This is a genomic window from Salinibacterium sp. SWN1162 (assembly GCF_015864675.1).
Taxonomy (GTDB): Bacteria; Actinomycetota; Actinomycetes; order Actinomycetales; family Microbacteriaceae; genus Rhodoglobus.
In genome coordinates this window covers 80,171-96,289 of the sequence record NZ_JADYWT010000003.1, presented here as the reverse complement: position 1 = coordinate 96,289, position 16,119 = coordinate 80,171, and the positions used below count along the sequence as shown (strand labels likewise).

At 61.4% G+C, this 16,119-nt stretch carries 15 protein-coding genes; 10 read left to right on the top strand and 5 right to left on the bottom strand.

Annotated elements, in window-relative coordinates:
- Nucleotides 1–145: 145 nt before the first annotated feature.
- Complete coding sequence (locus tag I6E58_RS11870; protein ID WP_197133931.1) at nt 146–1,690, top strand: amino acid permease; 1,545 nt, start codon at nt 146–148, stop codon at nt 1,688–1,690.
- Nucleotides 1,691–1,823: 133 nt separating this feature from the next.
- Nucleotides 1,824–2,684 (top strand): sulfurtransferase, encoded by an 861-nt coding sequence (locus I6E58_RS11865; RefSeq protein ID WP_197133929.1) that lies wholly within the window; start codon nt 1,824–1,826, stop codon nt 2,682–2,684.
- 137 nt (nt 2,685–2,821) lie between these two features.
- Here I6E58_RS11865 and I6E58_RS11860 read toward each other — a convergent pair whose 3' ends face one another.
- Nucleotides 2,822–4,318 carry an APC family permease gene (locus tag I6E58_RS11860; RefSeq protein WP_197133927.1) on the bottom strand — a complete coding sequence of 499 codons (1,497 nt, stop codon included), beginning with the start codon at nt 4,316–4,318 and terminating at the stop codon, nt 2,822–2,824.
- 142 nt (nt 4,319–4,460) lie between these two features.
- Here I6E58_RS11860 and I6E58_RS11855 point away from each other — a divergent pair, with 142 nt between their 5' ends.
- Nucleotides 4,461–5,270: an acetoacetate decarboxylase family protein gene (locus tag I6E58_RS11855; protein ID WP_197133925.1), complete on the top strand. Its 810-nt coding sequence runs from the start codon at nt 4,461–4,463 to the stop codon at nt 5,268–5,270.
- Between the two features lie 133 nt (nt 5,271–5,403).
- Here the strand turns inward: I6E58_RS11855 and I6E58_RS11850 are convergent, their stop codons facing one another.
- The gene (locus I6E58_RS11850; RefSeq protein ID WP_197133923.1) at nt 5,404–6,750 is read right to left on the bottom strand and encodes a glutamine synthetase family protein; all 1,347 of its coding nucleotides are present in this window, start codon (nt 6,748–6,750) and stop codon (nt 5,404–5,406) included.
- Nucleotides 6,751–6,859: 109 nt separating this feature from the next.
- On the opposite strand from I6E58_RS11850, the gene I6E58_RS11845 reads away from it, so the two are divergent.
- A complete protein-coding gene (locus I6E58_RS11845; RefSeq protein ID WP_197133920.1) occupies nt 6,860–7,567 on the top strand; it encodes a type 1 glutamine amidotransferase in 708 nt (235 codons plus the stop codon).
- A 24-nt stretch (nt 7,568–7,591) separates the two neighbouring features.
- Here I6E58_RS11845 and I6E58_RS11840 read toward each other — a convergent pair whose 3' ends face one another.
- From I6E58_RS11840 to I6E58_RS11830, 3 genes are all read right to left on the bottom strand, one after another.
- Entirely contained in the window at nt 7,592–7,927 is a 336-nt protein-coding gene (locus I6E58_RS11840) for a cupin domain-containing protein (RefSeq protein WP_197133917.1), read from the bottom strand.
- An 87-nt stretch (nt 7,928–8,014) separates the two neighbouring features.
- On the bottom strand, nt 8,015–9,385 hold the full coding sequence (locus I6E58_RS11835) for an aminotransferase class V-fold PLP-dependent enzyme (protein WP_231595611.1): 1,371 nt from the start codon (nt 9,383–9,385) through the stop codon (nt 8,015–8,017).
- Between the two features lie 21 nt (nt 9,386–9,406).
- Nucleotides 9,407–10,651: a cytochrome P450 gene (locus tag I6E58_RS11830; RefSeq protein WP_197133914.1), complete on the bottom strand. Its 1,245-nt coding sequence runs from the start codon at nt 10,649–10,651 to the stop codon at nt 9,407–9,409.
- 147 nt (nt 10,652–10,798) lie between these two features.
- On the opposite strand from I6E58_RS11830, the gene I6E58_RS11825 reads away from it, so the two are divergent.
- From I6E58_RS11825 to I6E58_RS11800, 6 genes are all read left to right on the top strand, one after another.
- Complete coding sequence (locus I6E58_RS11825; protein ID WP_197125356.1) at nt 10,799–11,299, top strand: MarR family winged helix-turn-helix transcriptional regulator; 501 nt, start codon at nt 10,799–10,801, stop codon at nt 11,297–11,299.
- Nucleotides 11,300–11,419: 120 nt separating this feature from the next.
- On the top strand, nt 11,420–12,883 hold the full coding sequence (locus I6E58_RS11820; protein WP_197133910.1) for an aldehyde dehydrogenase: 1,464 nt from the start codon (nt 11,420–11,422) through the stop codon (nt 12,881–12,883).
- A gap of 2 nt (nt 12,884–12,885) precedes the next feature.
- Nucleotides 12,886–13,797 carry a catechol 1,2-dioxygenase gene (locus tag I6E58_RS11815; protein WP_197125352.1) on the top strand — a complete coding sequence of 304 codons (912 nt, stop codon included), beginning with the start codon at nt 12,886–12,888 and terminating at the stop codon, nt 13,795–13,797.
- Nucleotides 13,790–14,668 (top strand): fumarylacetoacetate hydrolase family protein, encoded by an 879-nt coding sequence (locus I6E58_RS11810; protein ID WP_100389798.1) that lies wholly within the window; start codon nt 13,790–13,792, stop codon nt 14,666–14,668. The genes I6E58_RS11815 and I6E58_RS11810 overlap by 8 nt, the downstream gene beginning before the upstream one ends.
- On the top strand, nt 14,665–14,856 hold the full coding sequence (locus tag I6E58_RS11805) for a ferredoxin (RefSeq protein ID WP_009774276.1): 192 nt from the start codon (nt 14,665–14,667) through the stop codon (nt 14,854–14,856). Before I6E58_RS11810 ends, I6E58_RS11805 begins: the two co-directional genes overlap by 4 nt.
- Nucleotides 14,856–16,082 carry an NAD(P)/FAD-dependent oxidoreductase gene (locus I6E58_RS11800; RefSeq protein WP_197133907.1) on the top strand — a complete coding sequence of 409 codons (1,227 nt, stop codon included), beginning with the start codon at nt 14,856–14,858 and terminating at the stop codon, nt 16,080–16,082. The genes I6E58_RS11805 and I6E58_RS11800 overlap by 1 nt, the downstream gene beginning before the upstream one ends.
- Nucleotides 16,083–16,119: the final 37 nt, after the last annotated feature.

Genomic DNA, 16,119 nt, shown 5'->3' with positions numbered 1-16,119 from the left:
CAAAAACTTCCCCAATATCCGCGAAAACTTCTGTGGATTATCCCTAGTCAACAACCATTGAAAACCGTATAGTCATCGCAAGGATTCTCCCAGCATTGTGTGATCGACCCGTCGGTGCGCGCAACCAGACTGCAAAGGAAACAGGATGTCCAAAGACACACTGAACGTCTCCGGGGTGAAATACACGACGGCCGCGGCCGGGTATTTCGAGAAACGCACACTCAAACGCACGGCGGGAATCTGGGGGCTGTGGGGCCTCGCGGTCGCCGCAGTAATCTCCGGTGACTTCTCGGGTTGGAACTTTGGGATCGAGCAGGCCGGCTTCGGCGGCATGCTGATCGCCTTCGCTCTGCTCATTTTCATGTACTACGGCATGATCTTCAGCATCGGAGAAATGGCATCTGCCATGCCGCACACCGGCGGGGCATATTCGTTTGCCCGTGCAGCGATGGGGCCCTGGGGTGGCTTCGTCACGGGACTCGCTGAGACGATCGAGTATGTGGCCACCACAGCGGTGATCGTGTACTTCTCGGCGGGCTACGCGAATGGCATCACGAGCGAACTGCTGGGCTTCTCACTCCCCGCTCCCGTCTGGTGGCTCATCCTGTACATCGTATTCATCGGTCTCAACTCCGCCGGTGCTGCTATTTCCTTCAAATTTGCGATTATCGTCGCCGTCCTCGCGATCGCAATCCTTCTAGTTTTCTCAGTCATGGCCGCATTCTCCGGTCTCTTCAGCTGGGACAACCTCTTCAATATCGAGCCCGATCCGGGGCAGTCATCGTTCCTGCCGCACGGCATAATTCCGATCCTGTTCGCTCTTCCCTACGCCATGTGGTTCTTCCTCGGTATTGAAGAATTACCGCTCGCCGCTGAAGAGGCCCACAATCCCGTGCGCGACATCCCCAAGGCCGGGCTGATTGCGCGCACTACCCTGATCGTCACGGGTCTCTTGGTTCTCTTCCTCAACACGGGAATCGTGGGTGCTTCTGAAATCTCTGGCGCAGGTGAACCGTTACTCGATGGCTTCCGTGCGATGGTCGGCGACCAGGCGGCAGCGGTTCTCGCTCTGTTTGCTCTCGTCGGGCTGTTGGCGTCGCTGCAGGGCATCATGTTCGCGTACGGACGAAACATGTACTCGCTCTCGCGGGCTGGGTATTACCCGAAGTTCCTTTCGCTCACGGGCAAACGTCAGACTCCGGCTGTCGCTCTGCTCGTGGGTGCGATCATCGGATACATCGCTTTAGTGCTCGTCGATTCGCTCGGCGGCGATGGCGGAGTAGCCGGAGCTATTGTGCTCAATATCGCAGTGTGGGGTGCGGTGATCGCGTACGTGCTCCAGATGGTGTCGTTCTTGATCCTTCGCAAGAAGTACCCGAATGCGAGCCGGCCTTACCGCAGTCCATGGGGTGTTCCTGGCGCCATAATTGGTGGGGTTCTCTCCGTCGCTATCTTCTTCGGCTTCTTGATCAACAAGGAGGCGCGTCCCGCGATCGCCGCAATCGCCGTGGTCTACATCGTGATGCTCGCCATCTTTGCCTTCTACGGTCGCAAGCGCCTCGTGCTCTCTCCAGAAGAGGAGTATGCGATCTCCGGTGGGCTGCACGGAGACCCGCAAAAGGAAGGCTACGGGGGAGCAGTTGAAGAAGAGCTGCTCGCGACCGACGGTCGTGACGAGCCGCGCGGCTAGAACGCGTTCACGTTAGTTCAGGGGTTCCCACCGTCCGTGGTTAGCGGGCGGTGGGAACACTGCGTTAACGACGTCACACGCCGCCGCCGCAGCGAGTGCGATCATAGAGCTACCTCAATGATCGGAGTCTCGGATGCCTCACCCCCTCGTCACCGCGAATGAACTCGCCGCGCTGCTCGACGACGCCGCGAACGGGGGAGCACCGGTGCGGGTTCTCGATGTGCGCTGGAGCTTGGGTGGGCCTGCCGGACTCCCTCTTTATGAGGAGGGGCATATCCCCAGCGCGGTCTATGTCGACCTCGACACCGAGCTGGCGCGCCACGGTGAACCAGAAGAGGGTCGTCATCCGCTGCCCACGGTCGACGCTTTTCAGGCTGCCGTTCGCCGTTGGGGGATCAACGATGGCGACACCGTTGTCGTGTACGACGATTGGAACAGTCTCGCCGCCTGCCGCGCCTGGTGGCTGCTGCGCTACATGGGCATCGAGAACGTGCAGGTGCTCGACGGTGCGCTCTCCGCGTGGAGGGCGGCCGGGCATCCGCTCGCTATCGGCGCCGACGACATGACCACAATTGAGCCGGGCACGGCAATCCTCAGCGCTGGTAACGAGCCCGCCTTGACTGCGGATGACGCTGCCGCGCTCGCCGAAACCGGCGTGCTGCTGGATGCCCGGGCAGGGGAGCGCTACCGCGGCGAGGTCGAGCCGATCGATCCGCGAGCCGGTCACATTCCCGGTGCCATCAGCGCACCCACTTCAGGCAACCTCGGTGAAGATGGCCAGTTCTTAGACTCCGAAGCGCTGCGCGAACGGTACGAAGCCCTCGGCGTCAGCGTCGACCGGGCAGTCGGTGTGTATTGCGGTTCGGGCGTCACGGCCGCGCACGATGCGCTCGCGCTCACCGTCGCGGGATTCCGCCCGGCGTTGTTCCCCGGTTCCTGGTCGGCGTGGTCTAACCAGCCGGAGCGCCCGGTCGCCACGGGGGTGACGCCGTAGCGGCAACTCCCTAGCGGCAACTTCCTAGCCGAGGCATCCGCTCGAGTCATTCGGCGCCACTCCTCTTTAACGCGAACTCCTCTGAACCACGAAGGGCCCCAACACCACCACAGTGTTGGGGCCCTTCGCGTGGATCGTTAGGAGATAACGTCTTGCAGCAGTTCGTCGTTGAGGTCCTTGCGAACCATTGACACGACATAGCCGATCACCAGGGCGATGAAGGGCGACAGTACGAGGAACCAACCGAAGGCATTGAGGCCGAACGCCGTTGCGGTCGGATCGACTCCCTCAGCGAGCGTGAGGTCACCGGCGAGGAGGCCGAAGCGTGACATCAGCAGGTACTCGGCGAGCACGAGACCGATGAAGGCCAAGATCGGCGCAATCATCGTCACGAAGATATTTTCGGTGCCCTTGTTCTTGAGGAAGAAGCTGATGATCGCGACGCAGACGAGCGCTTCGATCAGCACGATCGCCACAACGGCGAGACCACTGAACCAGAAGAACATGTTGCCGACGGGGTCGAGCTGGAACGCGGCGAACAGCACGATCACCACACCGCTAATGATCGACACGATGATGGATGCGCGACCGGGGGCTCCGCGACCATTCACGGTTCCCACCGAGCTCGCCAGCACGCCACCGCGGCCGAGGGCGAAGAGGTAGCGACTTGCGGCGTTCTGGAACGCGAGGAGCCCGGCGAACATGCTCGTGAGTACGAGGATGCTCATCAGCGTCGCAAGCCACGGGCCGACGTATTCGCTCGCGAGCGTGAAGAGTACAGCGGCGGGGTCTTCGAGGCCGCCTGAACGTTCGAGCGTCTGGTCAATAACGTTCGAGGCGCCCATTCCCGTAACGAGGGCGAAAGCGGTGAAGGCAAACAGCACAGTGATGAGGCCAACAGCGAGGTAGGTGGCGCGCGGTACGGCACGCTTCGGGTTGACACTTTCTTCGCCGTAGATAGCGGTTGCTTCGAAGCCGATGAAGGATGCAAACGCAAACGCGAACGCGATACCGGCGGAACCGGCAAGACCACCGGCGAGGATCAGATCAGGGGAGAACGAAGCGCCCCAGTTGAGGCCTTCTGGCCCACCGTCGGCGAGGATCGCAACAGCGGCGATCACCAGAACGACGAGTTCGGCGATCATCAGCACACCGAGCACTTTGGCGCCGATGTCGACGCGCAACAGCGAGAGTGCGGTGACTGCGATCCACGCGAGGAGAGTCCAGGCCCACCAAGGGAGGAGCCCGACTTGCCCGGCCATGACGCCGCCGAAGAATCCGTAGATGGCGAGCTGGATGGTGAGGTACGCGAGGATCGACACGAACGACGAGGCGATTCCGGCGTGGCGGCCGAGCCCACGACCGACGTAAGCGAAGAAGGCGCCGGTGTTGGTGACGCGTTGGCTCATCGCGGCGTAGCCGACGCTGAACAAGAGAAGCACAATGCCGGCGAAGAGGTAGGCGCCGGGTGCGGCGGCTCCGTTACCCAGAACGATAGCGACGGGAACGGCGCCGGTCATTCCGAGAAGTGGCGCGGCCGCAGCCACGACAAAGAAGACGATTCCGATTACGCCGAGTCGCCCTTTGCGCAGGGTTCGATCGGGGCTTTCCTGGGATTTTTGGTCAAGCGCCATAGTGAAACTCCTCGTTGAGTTCTAAATCAGTTCGTCCGTATCCGAACGAGTTGCGTTCAACAATGGCGAAGACAGGGTGTCTTAGTCAAGCGTTTTCAGAAATTCATTCGGATACGAACCGTTTTGGGCTACACTCTGGCGCATGACCGAACTCAATGGATTCCTTCCTCCCCTCACTCCACGCGGGTCAAGTTCGCTCGTGCCGAAGATGCCCTGGTACTACTCGGGAACGCTACTCACTGTCGAGTACTTGACCGATCCAGCCAACGTACGCGCGATCCTTCCTGACGATATTGACCTCGCCCCCGAGCAACCTGGCGCCGTTGCCATTGTTTGGGCCGACTGGCAGTCCTGCAGCACGGGCGGCCTCGAACTGCTCGACCCCGTGCGCGCGCAGTACCTCGAAGCGTTCATGGTGGTGCGCTGCTCCCACAAGGGCATCGTCTATAGCCGCTGCGTCGCCATCTGGGTCAACAAAGACTTCGCTATCGGCCGCGGTTGGTTCCAGGGCTACCCCAAGAAGCTCGGCAACATTGCCGTTACGCGAGTCTTCAACAAGGGCAAGGCCACCCCCAAGCTCGAGAACGGCGGCCAGTTCGGCGCGTCGATCGCGGCCTACGACCACCGCCTCGCTTCTGCCGTCGTCACGTTGCGCGAGCCCGCCGAAAGCAATGGCTTCGTCAACGGTCACAAGATGCTGCACAGCCGCTTCATGCCCTCCATCAGCAAGGACGGCGGCATGTCCCTCGACCAGCTCATCACCATGGGCGGCACCGACGTCGAGATTGGCGAGACCTGGAAGGGCGATGCTGAGCTTCACCTTGAAGACTCGCAGTGGGATGAGCTGCATTCAATCCTGCCCGTGCAAGAGATTCTCGGTGGGTACTACCGCGAGATCGGAGTCACCTTCAACGGTGGCGAACTCGTAGAAGACCGCTCACAGGCGATCTAAGCGCCGACTGCGGCAGCGGCATCCGCTCGCTGCCGCAGTCGACACCGCCGCTCACAGTGGCTTACAGCGCGATACAGAAAAGCCCCGCCGATTCGTTCGGCGGGGCTTTTCTGGCGTCGTATTCGTTACCGGCTTAGTAGTCGGCGAAGTACTCGTCGATCTCCCACTGGCTGACGTCGCGGGTCGTCTTGTCTGAGACGGCATCTTCGTAGCGCATGACCTCGTCACGCTTGAGCACGCTGAAGACGTCGATGACGGTGCTGCCCATGGTGTCCCGCATTACGGTATCGGCGTCGAGGGCGTCGAGCGCGGCAGTGAGGGTCATGGGCAAGATGTCGGCCGACTCGTCTTCGTAGGCCCAGCCTTCGACCGCAGCAGGGGCAGTCAGCTTGCGCTTGATCCCGTCGAGGCCAGCAGCGAGAGTGGATGCGATGAGCAGGTACGGGTTCGCTGCCGGGTCGCCGAGGCGAACTTCCAGTCGCGTGCCCGCGCCGCGCTCGGGCGGGACCCGCAGCATCGCGCTGCGATTGTCGTGGCCCCAGTTGGCGCGGTACGGAGCCAGAGTGTCGGGGCCGAGGCGCTTGTAGGCATTGACGGTGGGGTTCGAGAGCGCTGCGAGTGAGCCAGCGTGTTCGAGGATGCCGCCGATCATGTGGTTGGCCATCTCTGAGAGCCCAGAGCCGCCATCCGACATGATGTTGTTGCCGTCTTTGTCGACGACCGAGAAGTGCAGGTGGAAGCCGCTGCCACCCTCGTCGTCCCAGGGCTTGCCCACGAAGAGGGCGTGCTTGCCGGTGCGAGCGACGATGTCGCGAACCGCGGTCTTGAACAGGAAGGTGCGGTCAGCGGCATCCAGTGCCTCGCTGTGCCAGAGGTTGATCTCGTACTGAGCGGGGCTGAACTCGTGATTGCCAGCGAAGACGCCGATGTCCATGCCGTCGAGCATGCGCATGAGGTTCAAGAACTGCCCGCCGGGGTCGACGTGCTCGCCGGTCGTGTAGACGCGACCGGTGCGGCTGAGGCTGCGACTCCAGCCGTCCTCCTCGTCGTAGTTGGCGATGTAGAACTCAAGTTCGGGGCCCACGGTGGGGGTGAGACCGAGGGCGGCGTATTCGGCGATGACCTTCTGCAATACCGAGCGCGGTGCCACTTCGCTGACGCTGTGATCGGGGTTGAACGCGTCTCCGATAACGAGCGCCACTCCGGGCTCCCACGGCATCATCGTGAGGGTATTGGGGTCAATCTGGGTGAGAAGGTCGGGCAGCCCGGATGACATGATGTCGTTTCCATCGAGCACGCCGCCGCCGGTCGTGGTTACCCAGACGCCTTGGCAGAACAGGGGAGACTTCGCGCGGTGCAATTGGCTGACGAGGAGATCTTTTGAACGGGTGATTCCCAGCACATCCGGGAAAATCAGGCGCAGAACATCGATCCCTTTTGCCTGCAGGTCTGTTTGGAGTGCTGCTATGTCGAGAGTCATTCTTCCTCCGAAAAATAAATCGTTCGGCACTGAACGATTAGTGAGATACTAAGCCACAGAGCGGTGTGGCTGTCCACTCATCGCGAGAATTTACCGGAAAGGTACACAGATGAGAGCCCTCTTGGTGCAACACGATCACGTCACCGCCAGCGGCCCAGTGGGCGACCGCCTCCGGGAGCGCGGCTTCGAAATCGACGAGATCATGGTTGTCACCGAAGAGAATTTCGAGAACCCGAACGTTAATTTTGAATTTCCGGATGTCTCGGGCTACGACCTCGTCGTTCCCATGGGAGCCCCGTGGGGCGCGTGGGATGACGGCTGCATTGGCAAGTGGTTGACTCCGGAACTGGAGTGGGTGCGCTCCACCATCGAGGCGGACATCCCGGTGCTGGGCATTTGTTTCGGTGGTCAGCTGATCGCACGGGCGCTCGGCGGCACGGTGGCTCGTGGCGCTCAATCAGAAATCGGTTGGAAAACGATTTACAGCGATGACACCTCGCTGGTCTCCAACGGTCCCTGGTTTCAGTTTCACTACGACCAGTGGACGATGCCCGAAGGCGCCGTCGAAATCGCTCGCAACCCGATCGCACCTCAAGCATTCACCTACGGCCGCAGCTTGGCCGTGCAGTTTCATCCCGAACTCAATTCGGCAATTTTGGAAGGCTGGCTTGATCAGGGTGGTATCAACGAAGTGATCGCGAGCGGGCAGAATCCTGAGATCATGATCGCTCAAACCCGCGACGAAGAGGGTCGTGCTGCCGAGCGCACCGCGGCGCTCGTCGATGCTTTCCTGGGGCGAGTAGCCAAGCTCGTCTAGCGGCGGCGGGGGCGTCGCTGACCGCTATTGAGCTTTAATAACCGTGAGCAAAATCACGGAGTCCTCAAGAGCATCCACGGCATGGATCTCAGTGGGAATTGGCAGCAGATCGCCCGGCTTGCCTTCCCACGATTCGTCGGCGGACCGCAGTGCGATGTGTCCGACGAGTACCTGCAGTGTTGCTTCGCCGGGGCTGGAGTGCTCGGAGAGCCCTTCACCAGCCCGCATCGCCATCACCGTTTGTCTGAGCTGGGCATCGCGCCCGCCGCACACCGTCACGGCGCTGCGGCCGTTGTTCGAGGCGAGAGCGCTCGCCAATTCCTGAGAAGCAAGCTCGGTCAAAGAAACAGTGGTGTTCATCTCGTCACGCCTTTCGTGCACGGTCGGCGTCATCGCCGTGGGGCAAAGCTACCGCAGTCGGTACTGGTGCTGCGCGAAGCGGGCCTGCTAGCGGAGCGTCTCCAGCGCCGCCATGACCTTCGCAGCCTCGGTATCCGGGTTCACGAACGCGAGCCGCAACACCGTTTGACCACGCCATTTCGTCGGTACGCACAGGATGACGCCGTCGTGCGCCACTTGCTTCGACCACGCCGAATACTGCTCGGCCGTCCAGCCGGTGCGCACAAAGAGCAGCACTGAGAGTTCGGGCTCGCGCACGAGTTCGAGGTAGTCGGTCGCGTCGATTGCGCGGGCGACTTCGCGAGCGGTCGACACCGAGGCTTCAACCGCATCCCGATACTTGTCGGTGCCGTGGGTGGCGAGGCTGAACCACAGTGGAAGGCCTCGCACGCGCCGCGAGAGGTGCAGGGCGAGCTCGCTGGGGTTCGACTCGTTGCGGTCAATGGCATCCAAATAGCTGGCGTGCTGAGAGTGCACCGCCCGCGCCAGCTGGGGTTCGCGATAGATCAGCGCACAGCAGTCGTAGGGGGCGAAGAGCCACTTATGCGGGTCGACGATAAAGCTGTCTGCTCGTTCGATGCCGTCAAAGAGGGGGCGGATGCTCGGGGCCGCGAGCCCTGCGCCACCGTAGGCGCCGTCAACGTGCATCCAAACACCGAACTCTTCGCAGACGTCGGCGATATCGGCCAGGTCGTCGACAAGGCCCTCGTTAGTTGTTCCGGCGGATGCCACCACGGCAAACACGTTCGGGTTCTGTTCGAGAACGGCGCGCAGCGCTGCCCCGGTCATGTGCCCGCGATCATCGATCGGCACGTCAACCCGATCCACGTCGAGCGCTTTCGCGGCCGAATTGATCGACGAGTGAGCATTGGAGGTGTAGGCCAGTTGCCAGCCGCCAGCGGGGCGACCACCGCGTCGCGTTTTGGCGGTTTCGCGGGCAGTCATGAGCGCTGAGAGGTTGCCCGAGGTGCCGCCGGAGACGAAAGTGCCGCCGGCAGTATCGGGCCAATCGAGCAGTCCGATAATCCACTGCAGCGCTTGGTTCTCAGCGAAGATTGCGCCAGCACCCGACTCCCAGAGGCCGCCAAAAATGTTAGCGGAACTCGTGACGAGGTCGAAGGCTACTGCCGCCCGGGTGGGGGCGGCAGCGATATAAGCGAGGTTCAGCGGGTCATCCTGAGCCCGCGTTGCAGGTTCAAGAATCTCATCGAAAATACGCAACGCTTCCGCGCCGCCGATGCCCTCCGGGCGGATCGCGTGACCAACCGCGGCTGCCAAATCGGCCGCTGGCCGCGCTGTCGAAAACGGGTCGGTCTCGCGAACCATCCTCTTGGAGGTCCAGTCAATGGCGAGCTGAACGACTTCAGTCTCATCGCCCCAGACAGCGTGGGGTCTGCCCTGCGGCCGAACTTCGCTCATGCAACTACCTCGCTCATGTGCCTACTTTGCTAGTTCGACGCGTACCGGGAGTCGTTTGATTCCGTTGACGAAATTGCTGCGCAGACGGTCAGGCTCACTGAGCTTCGTCATTCCCGAGATGCGGGGCAACAGGTTCTCGAACATAATACGGATCTCAAGGCGTGCCAGTGAGTTTCCGAGACACATGTGCGGGCCACCGCGACCGAACGCCATGTGCTCGTTCGGGTTGCGGGTGACATCCATCTTGTAAGGATCTTCAAAGATCTCGGGGTCGCGGTTGCCGGCAGCGAACCACGTGACAACTTTCTGGCCTTCCTTGATCGCTTGACCATTGATCTCGGTGTCCTTGGTCGCGGTGCGACGGAAGTGGTAAACCGGGCTGGCCATGCGCAAGAACTCTTCGACCGCCCACGGGATGAGTTCTGGTTTTTCTTGGAGTAGCTCAAGCTGGTCGGGGTTATCCATGAGGTAGTTCATGGAGTGCGTGATGGTGTGGCGTGTGGTCTCGTTGCCAGCGACGACGAGCAGCAGAAAGTAGCTGTTGAAGTCGCGCTCGCTGAGCGCTTGGCCGTCCATCGGCGTCTGGTTGACGAGGCGCGACACGAGGTCGTTGCCGTCCTTGCCGCGACGCTGGTTGGCGAGGTCGTTGCCGTACTCGAAAACCTCCCGAGCTGCGGGGGAGCGGAAGGGCAGCAGTCGGAACTCTTCGCTCTCGGCGGAGCTTGCCAGTACGTCGGCGTGTTCCGGATCGTCGTTTCCGATCATCCGGTTGCCCCAGTCAATGAGCTTGTAAATGTCGGTGTCAGGCACGTCGAGCATCTTGGCGAGCACACGGATGGGGAAGTCGGCTGCGACCTGGTCGACGAACTCGAATTCCTTGTTCGCGAATGCCGCATCAAGAGTGCTGGCGGTGAGGCCGCGGAGGAAGGTCTCGTAGCCGGCGACGGCGCGGGGCGTGAACTCACCCTGCATAAGGCGACGGAGCGCCCGGTGACGCACGCCATCCGTTTCGAGCATTGACTTGCGAGCTTCGATTTGGTCAGCGTCGAGCTCTTCGAGGTTGACGGTGCCGCGTTCGCTCGAGAACGTTTCGGTGTCTCGCAATACGGAAACGATGTCGTGGTAACGGGTGAGCGACCAGAACCCGTGGTTGGGGGCTGGTTCTTCCGACCAGTGCACGGGTGCCTCTGCTCGAAGCTTGTCGAACACGTTCCAGGGTGTGCCGTTCTCGAACAGATCTAGGTCTGCCAGGGTGACGTTCGCCATTGAAGTCAACTCAATCCTCCGTGGGTTGTTTGGATACAAACAATATGCCACATCGGTGCGTTTCTGTGAGGGATGTCCCTAAAAACTTTCTGAACGCCGGGGGTTGGATAGAGTAACCGCAGCTAAACGCGAGCAAGGGGACCCTTCGTGGCCGGACCACACACACTCACTGAAACCGAACGCCAAGTACAGGCGAGAGTCGGCGGCCTACCGCTGGACTACTCCGCAATGGCCGTCGCATCGAACCTTTTTCGGGCGGCAAACGCCGTGCGTAATCACTTCGAGCGCACCGTGTTGTCGGAGCACAACCTTTCCTGGACAGCGTTTGTCGTTCTCTGGGTTACGTGGATCTGGGAACCGATTGAAACTCGCCAGATCGCGCTTGAGGGAGGCTTCTCTAAGGCGACACTCACCGGAGTGCTCACGACTCTTGAGCGCCGCGGCTGGCTCACACGCGAACGCAGCGAGACCGATGGTCGGCTCGTCGTCGTGAAGCTCACTGATCGTGGGCGCGAACTCATGACGGAACTCTTTCCGGCGTTCAACCTGCAGGAGCAGGCAGTCACTGGCCCGGTTGATCCCAGCAAGAGGGAAGAGCTGGCCGAGATGCTGCGCGTGATCACGGCTGGCGTGGAGCCCAAGAACTAACCCACACTGATTTTTTAGTGGCCGGATGCGCTGAACTCTTGTTTGGGCTCGAATCACTCGCTAAGGTAAGTCATTAGTATCCGAATGACTTAACGGCGAGCGATTCGAGACGGGAACACTATGACCAACGTTCAAGTAGCAGGAGTGACCGTCGACACGCGGCACTTCATCAACGGAGAACGCGTCGCTTCAGACGAAACCTTCACCAACGTGTCACCGATCGATGCCAGTGCACTCGGTGAAATCTCTCGCGGAGGTCAACGCGAAGTTGATCTGGCCGTCGCCGCAGCGCGCGCAGCATTCCCCGGCTGGGCTGCCACCAGTCCCCAGGATCGTGCAGCCATCATGCACAAGATCGCCGACCTCGTCGAAGAGCGCGTCAGCGATCTCGCCAACGTCGAGACGATGGACAACGGCGCACTCCTGCGCAGCCACCTGCGCGGTGTGATGCCGCGAGTGGCCCACAACTTCCGGTTCTTCGCTGACTACCTCGTGAACGACCTCGGACATCCGGACTTCGAAACTCGCGGCCACAACAACCACGTCTCGTGGGACCCTTCGGGAGTCGCCGCGCTCATCACGCCGTGGAACGCACCCCTCATGCTCGCTACGTGGAAGATCGCTCCGGCGCTCGCCGCGGGTGACACGGTCGTGCTGAAGCCGGCCGAGTGGACGCCGCTCACGGCATCCCTCTTCGCTGACATCACCGCCGAAGCTGGGCTTCCCGCCGGCGTCTTCAACGTCGTGCAGGGTTACGGAAAAGAGGCGGGTGCCGCACTGGTCGCTCACCCCGATCTCAGCCGCATCTCCTTCACGGGCTCGGTGCCGACGGCCAAATCGATCGCTCGCGCCGCCGCCGACAACCTCACCCCCTGCAGCTTCGAGCTCGGGGGCAAGAGCCCCTGCATCGTCATGGAAGACGCCGACCTCGAACTCGCTGCAACGCTCGCGGTTGAGCAATACGACAACGCCGGCCAGGTCTGTCTCTCGGGCACGCGCATCCTCGTTCACGAGAACATTGCGGATGCCTTCGCCGAAGCGTTCAAAGCCAAGGTAGCGACCCTGCGCCAGGGTGACCCGCGTGACATCGAGACCGATATTGGTCCGCAGGTTCACCGCGTGCACTTCGAGCGGATCAAGGGATTCGTTGATCGCGCGAAAGACGGCGGAGCAGACATTCTCTTCGGTGGCGGCCCGAACGCTGAACTCGGTGGCCTGTACTTTTCGCCGACGCTCGTCAAGAACCCCGAGGTTGGTAGCGAAATCGTCACGCAGGAGGTCTTCGGGCCGGTGCTGACGATGCAGACCTTTACGACGGATGACGAACTCGTCGCCATGGCGAACGGCACCGAATTCGGTCTCGCCGCCATTCTCGTCTCCGGCAACCGCGAGCACGCCGACGTTATCGCCAAGCAGCTCGTTGCCGGCACAATCTGGGTTAACTGCTTCTTCGTGCGCGACTTGCGGGCCCCCTTCGGCGGTTCCAAGAAGTCGGGTGTCGGTCGCGAGGGCGGCACCTGGTCATTTGATTTCTACGCAGATGTTAAAAACACGGTGGTTTCACCGAACGGATGGAAGGAATAGTCATGGGAGAAGTTGTTGGCGCTGGGCTGATCGCCCACGTACCTACGATCATGTTGCCCCAAGAGATCCGCATGGAACTCAATGAGGGCAAAGATTCAACGCTCGTCGAAGGCCTCGAACGACTCCGCAAGGACTACTTCGAGAATGACGATTACGACACTGTCGTCGTACTCGACAGCCACTGGGCGACCACGGTCGAATTCGTTGTCACCGCGCATGAGCGTCGCCACGGCAAGTTCACGTCAGAAGAACTGCCCCGCGGCATGAGCGGTGTGCCGTACGACTTCATCGGTGACCCCGAGCTCGCAAAGCTCATGGGGGAGCAGGCCGAGAAGAACGGCACGTGGATCACCCCGATCGACGACGAATATTTGCCGATCATGTACGCCACGATCAACCTGTGGGAGTACCTCGGCAAGGGGCTGCCTGACAAGAAGTGGGTCAGCGTCTCGATCTGCCAGACCGCGACCGACGAAGACTTCCTCCGTGCCGGTCGGGCCATTGGCGAAGCGATCGCCAAGAGCGACCGCCGCGTCATCCTGCTGGCATCGGGTGCTCTCTCGCACACGTTCTACAAGCTGCGCGATTTGCGCAAGCACGAGATGGCCGATCCGGCTCACATTTTCTCGGATGCTGCCCGCGAGGCAGATTACGAACGTCTCGACTGGTTCAAGGCTGGCGACCACGCTCAGGTGCTGGAGACCATGCCGGCGTTCCAGAAGGTGCGCCCCGAGGCCATGTTTGGCCACTGGCTCATGACCGCGGGTGCGATCGGCGAAGAAGCCTGCACCGCCCCCGGCGTGATGTACAGCGAGTACGAAAATTCGATCGGCACCGGTCAGGTGCACGTATGGTTCCCGAAGCCCGAAGGCGGCTTCCCGGCAGCAAAGGATGTGGTCCTTTCTCGTGACTGAGTTCCGCAGAGTACTTCTTGATGGCTACCCGACGCAGGTAACGCGTCACGGTGATGTTCTCGTCGCCGGCGATGGCCGCGAGGTTGGTGTCGACGAGGCAATTCACTTGCCGCCGACCGAGCCGAGCAAGATCATTGCCGTGCACTTGAACTACGCCAGCCGCACTGAAGAGTTCATGACCAAGCTGCCCGCAGCTCCGACCTACTTTCAGAAGCCGGTCACCGCGCTCAACACTCACAAGGGTGATGTTGTGCGGCCCGAGGGCTGCAAGTGGTTGAACTTCGAGGGTGAGATCGTCATCGTGATCGGCCGTACGTGCCGCAATGTTTCGCCCGACCAGGCTAGCGACTACATCGCCGGCTACTCGATCGGTAACGACTACGGTCTGCATGATTTCCGCGACACGGATGCCGGTTCCATGCTTCGAGTGAAGGGTAGCGACACGCTCGCTCCCGTTGGCCCGGGTCTCGTGACGGATTGGGATTTCCGTGGCAAGCAGTTGCGCACCATTGTGAACGGTGAGGTCAAGCAAGATGACAACACCGACAACATGGAGTGGGACATGAACTACCTCGTGGCCGACATTGCGCGCACGATCACGCTAAGCCCCGGCGACATGCTGTTCTCGGGAACGCCCGCATTCTCGCGTCCGGTTCAGCCCGGCGACGTTGTTGAGGTCGAAGTTGAAGGCTTGGGCAAGCTCACGAACCGTATCGTTACGGGCCCGACTGCGATCCGCACCGACGTGGGAGCGCAGCCGACCGAGAGTGAAGAGGTAATGTCGACAGCAATGGGTGGCGACTGGGAGTTCCGCGGAATTCGGACCCCGTCGAAGGATCTCTACCCGTCGAAGATTGAGGAAAAACGATGATCAAAATCGAAGTCGACATGAACCAGTGCCAGCACTATGGCCAGTGCGTGTTTGAGGCACCCGACAACTTCAAGCTCAACGATGACGACAAGCTCGAGTATGTGGCCGAAGCGCCCGATTCGGAGCGCGACAACATTGAAGCCGCTGTTGATGTGTGCCCGATGCAGGCCATCCGAATCGTCGAATAGTGTCTGAGGCTAACCCCGCCGCACCGGTCGTTATTGTCGGTGCGGCGATGGGTGGGCTGCGCGCGGCGGAGTCTCTCCGTCGTTCGGGCTACACCGGTGCTATCCGCGTGGTTGGCGAAGAACTTCACGCTCCCTATAACCGTCCGCCTCTCTCCAAAGAGGTGTTGGCCACCGACGTGACTCACGAGGCTGTCGCGTTTCCGTCCCGCGCCGAGATGGGTGATGTGGAGTGGATGCTCGGGGTGCGCGCCACCGTGGTCGACCTTGATGCGCACACTCTCACCACCGACGATGGGTCTGTGCAGGAGTGGCGTGCCCTGGTCATCGCGACGGGCCTGCGCGCTCGCCGCTTGGACTTTGCTCCGATCGCCGGGCGTCACGTTGTCCGTTCGCTGGATGACGCGATGGCTCTGCGCGCCGAGCTCACCGAGGGTGCGCGCGTCGTTGTCGTCGGCTCGGGCTTCCTGGGCTGCGAACTGAGCGCCACCGCTCGCAAGTTGGGCTGCTCGGTCACCATTGTGACGCCGAGTGCCGAGCCCATGATGCGTCCGCTAGGCGACCTCGTTGCGAAGGAAATGCGCCGTCGTCTCACCGACGAGGGCGTCGAAATTTTCTCAGGCGTGAACGTCGCCGCGATCAACGGCGAGACGGCGGTTGAATCTGTCGAGTTGAGCGATGGCCGCGTTATTGAGGCCGATGTCGTGATTGAGTCTGTTGGTTCGCACTGCAACATCGAGTGGCTTGAGGGAACGAACCTTGACGTCTCGGATGGAGTGCTCGCCGACAACGCGATGCGCGCGGTCACGACCGATGGTGTCTCCCTCGATGACGTCTATGTGGTTGGCGATATCGCGCGCTTCCCGAACCCCATGTTCGACGACGTTGCTCGTCGTATCGAGCACTGGAACATCCCGACCGACACCGGCAAGCGTGCGGGCGCCGTGCTCGCAGCGCACCTCGCCGACGACGGATCGTTCGCCGATGTGGTGGCTAAACCGTTCGCTCCGATGCCGTCGTTCTGGTCGAACCAGTTCGAGATCAAGCTGCAGGCCTACGGTCTGTTGGGCTTGGTGTCGGATGACGACATCCGCGTGCTCGAGGGAGACCTCTCCGAGCAGGCTGCCGTGGGTTACTATCGCGACGGCCGTCTCGTGGGCGTACTCGGAATTGGCATGAAGGCCGCGCTGCTGCCGTATCGCAAGCAGATCGCGGAGGGCGGCGCGTAGCCGTTCTGCTTTTGCTGCCCTGTCCGGAGGCGAAGCG

Bases quoted from the DNA above. Each gene is read 5' to 3' on its own strand.
- I6E58_RS11870 (WP_197133931.1), top strand. From the start codon at position 146: ATGTCCAAAGACACACTGAACGTCTCCGGGGTGAAATACACGACGGCC.
- I6E58_RS11865 (WP_197133929.1), top strand. From the start codon at position 1,824: ATGCCTCACCCCCTCGTCACCGCGAATGAACTCGCCGCGCTGCTCGAC.
- I6E58_RS11860 (WP_197133927.1), bottom strand. From the start codon at position 4,318: ATGGCGCTTGACCAAAAATCCCAGGAAAGCCCCGATCGAACCCTGCGC.
- I6E58_RS11855 (WP_197133925.1), top strand. From the start codon at position 4,461: ATGACCGAACTCAATGGATTCCTTCCTCCCCTCACTCCACGCGGGTCA.
- I6E58_RS11850 (WP_197133923.1), bottom strand. From the start codon at position 6,750: ATGACTCTCGACATAGCAGCACTCCAAACAGACCTGCAGGCAAAAGGG.
- I6E58_RS11845 (WP_197133920.1), top strand. From the start codon at position 6,860: ATGAGAGCCCTCTTGGTGCAACACGATCACGTCACCGCCAGCGGCCCA.
- I6E58_RS11840 (WP_197133917.1), bottom strand. From the start codon at position 7,927: ATGAACACCACTGTTTCTTTGACCGAGCTTGCTTCTCAGGAATTGGCG.
- I6E58_RS11835 (WP_231595611.1), bottom strand. From the start codon at position 9,385: ATGAGCGAAGTTCGGCCGCAGGGCAGACCCCACGCTGTCTGGGGCGAT.
- I6E58_RS11830 (WP_197133914.1), bottom strand. From the start codon at position 10,651: ATGGCGAACGTCACCCTGGCAGACCTAGATCTGTTCGAGAACGGCACA.
- I6E58_RS11820 (WP_197133910.1), top strand. From the start codon at position 11,420: ATGACCAACGTTCAAGTAGCAGGAGTGACCGTCGACACGCGGCACTTC.
- I6E58_RS11815 (WP_197125352.1), top strand. From the start codon at position 12,886: ATGGGAGAAGTTGTTGGCGCTGGGCTGATCGCCCACGTACCTACGATC.
- I6E58_RS11805 (WP_009774276.1), top strand. From the start codon at position 14,665: ATGATCAAAATCGAAGTCGACATGAACCAGTGCCAGCACTATGGCCAG.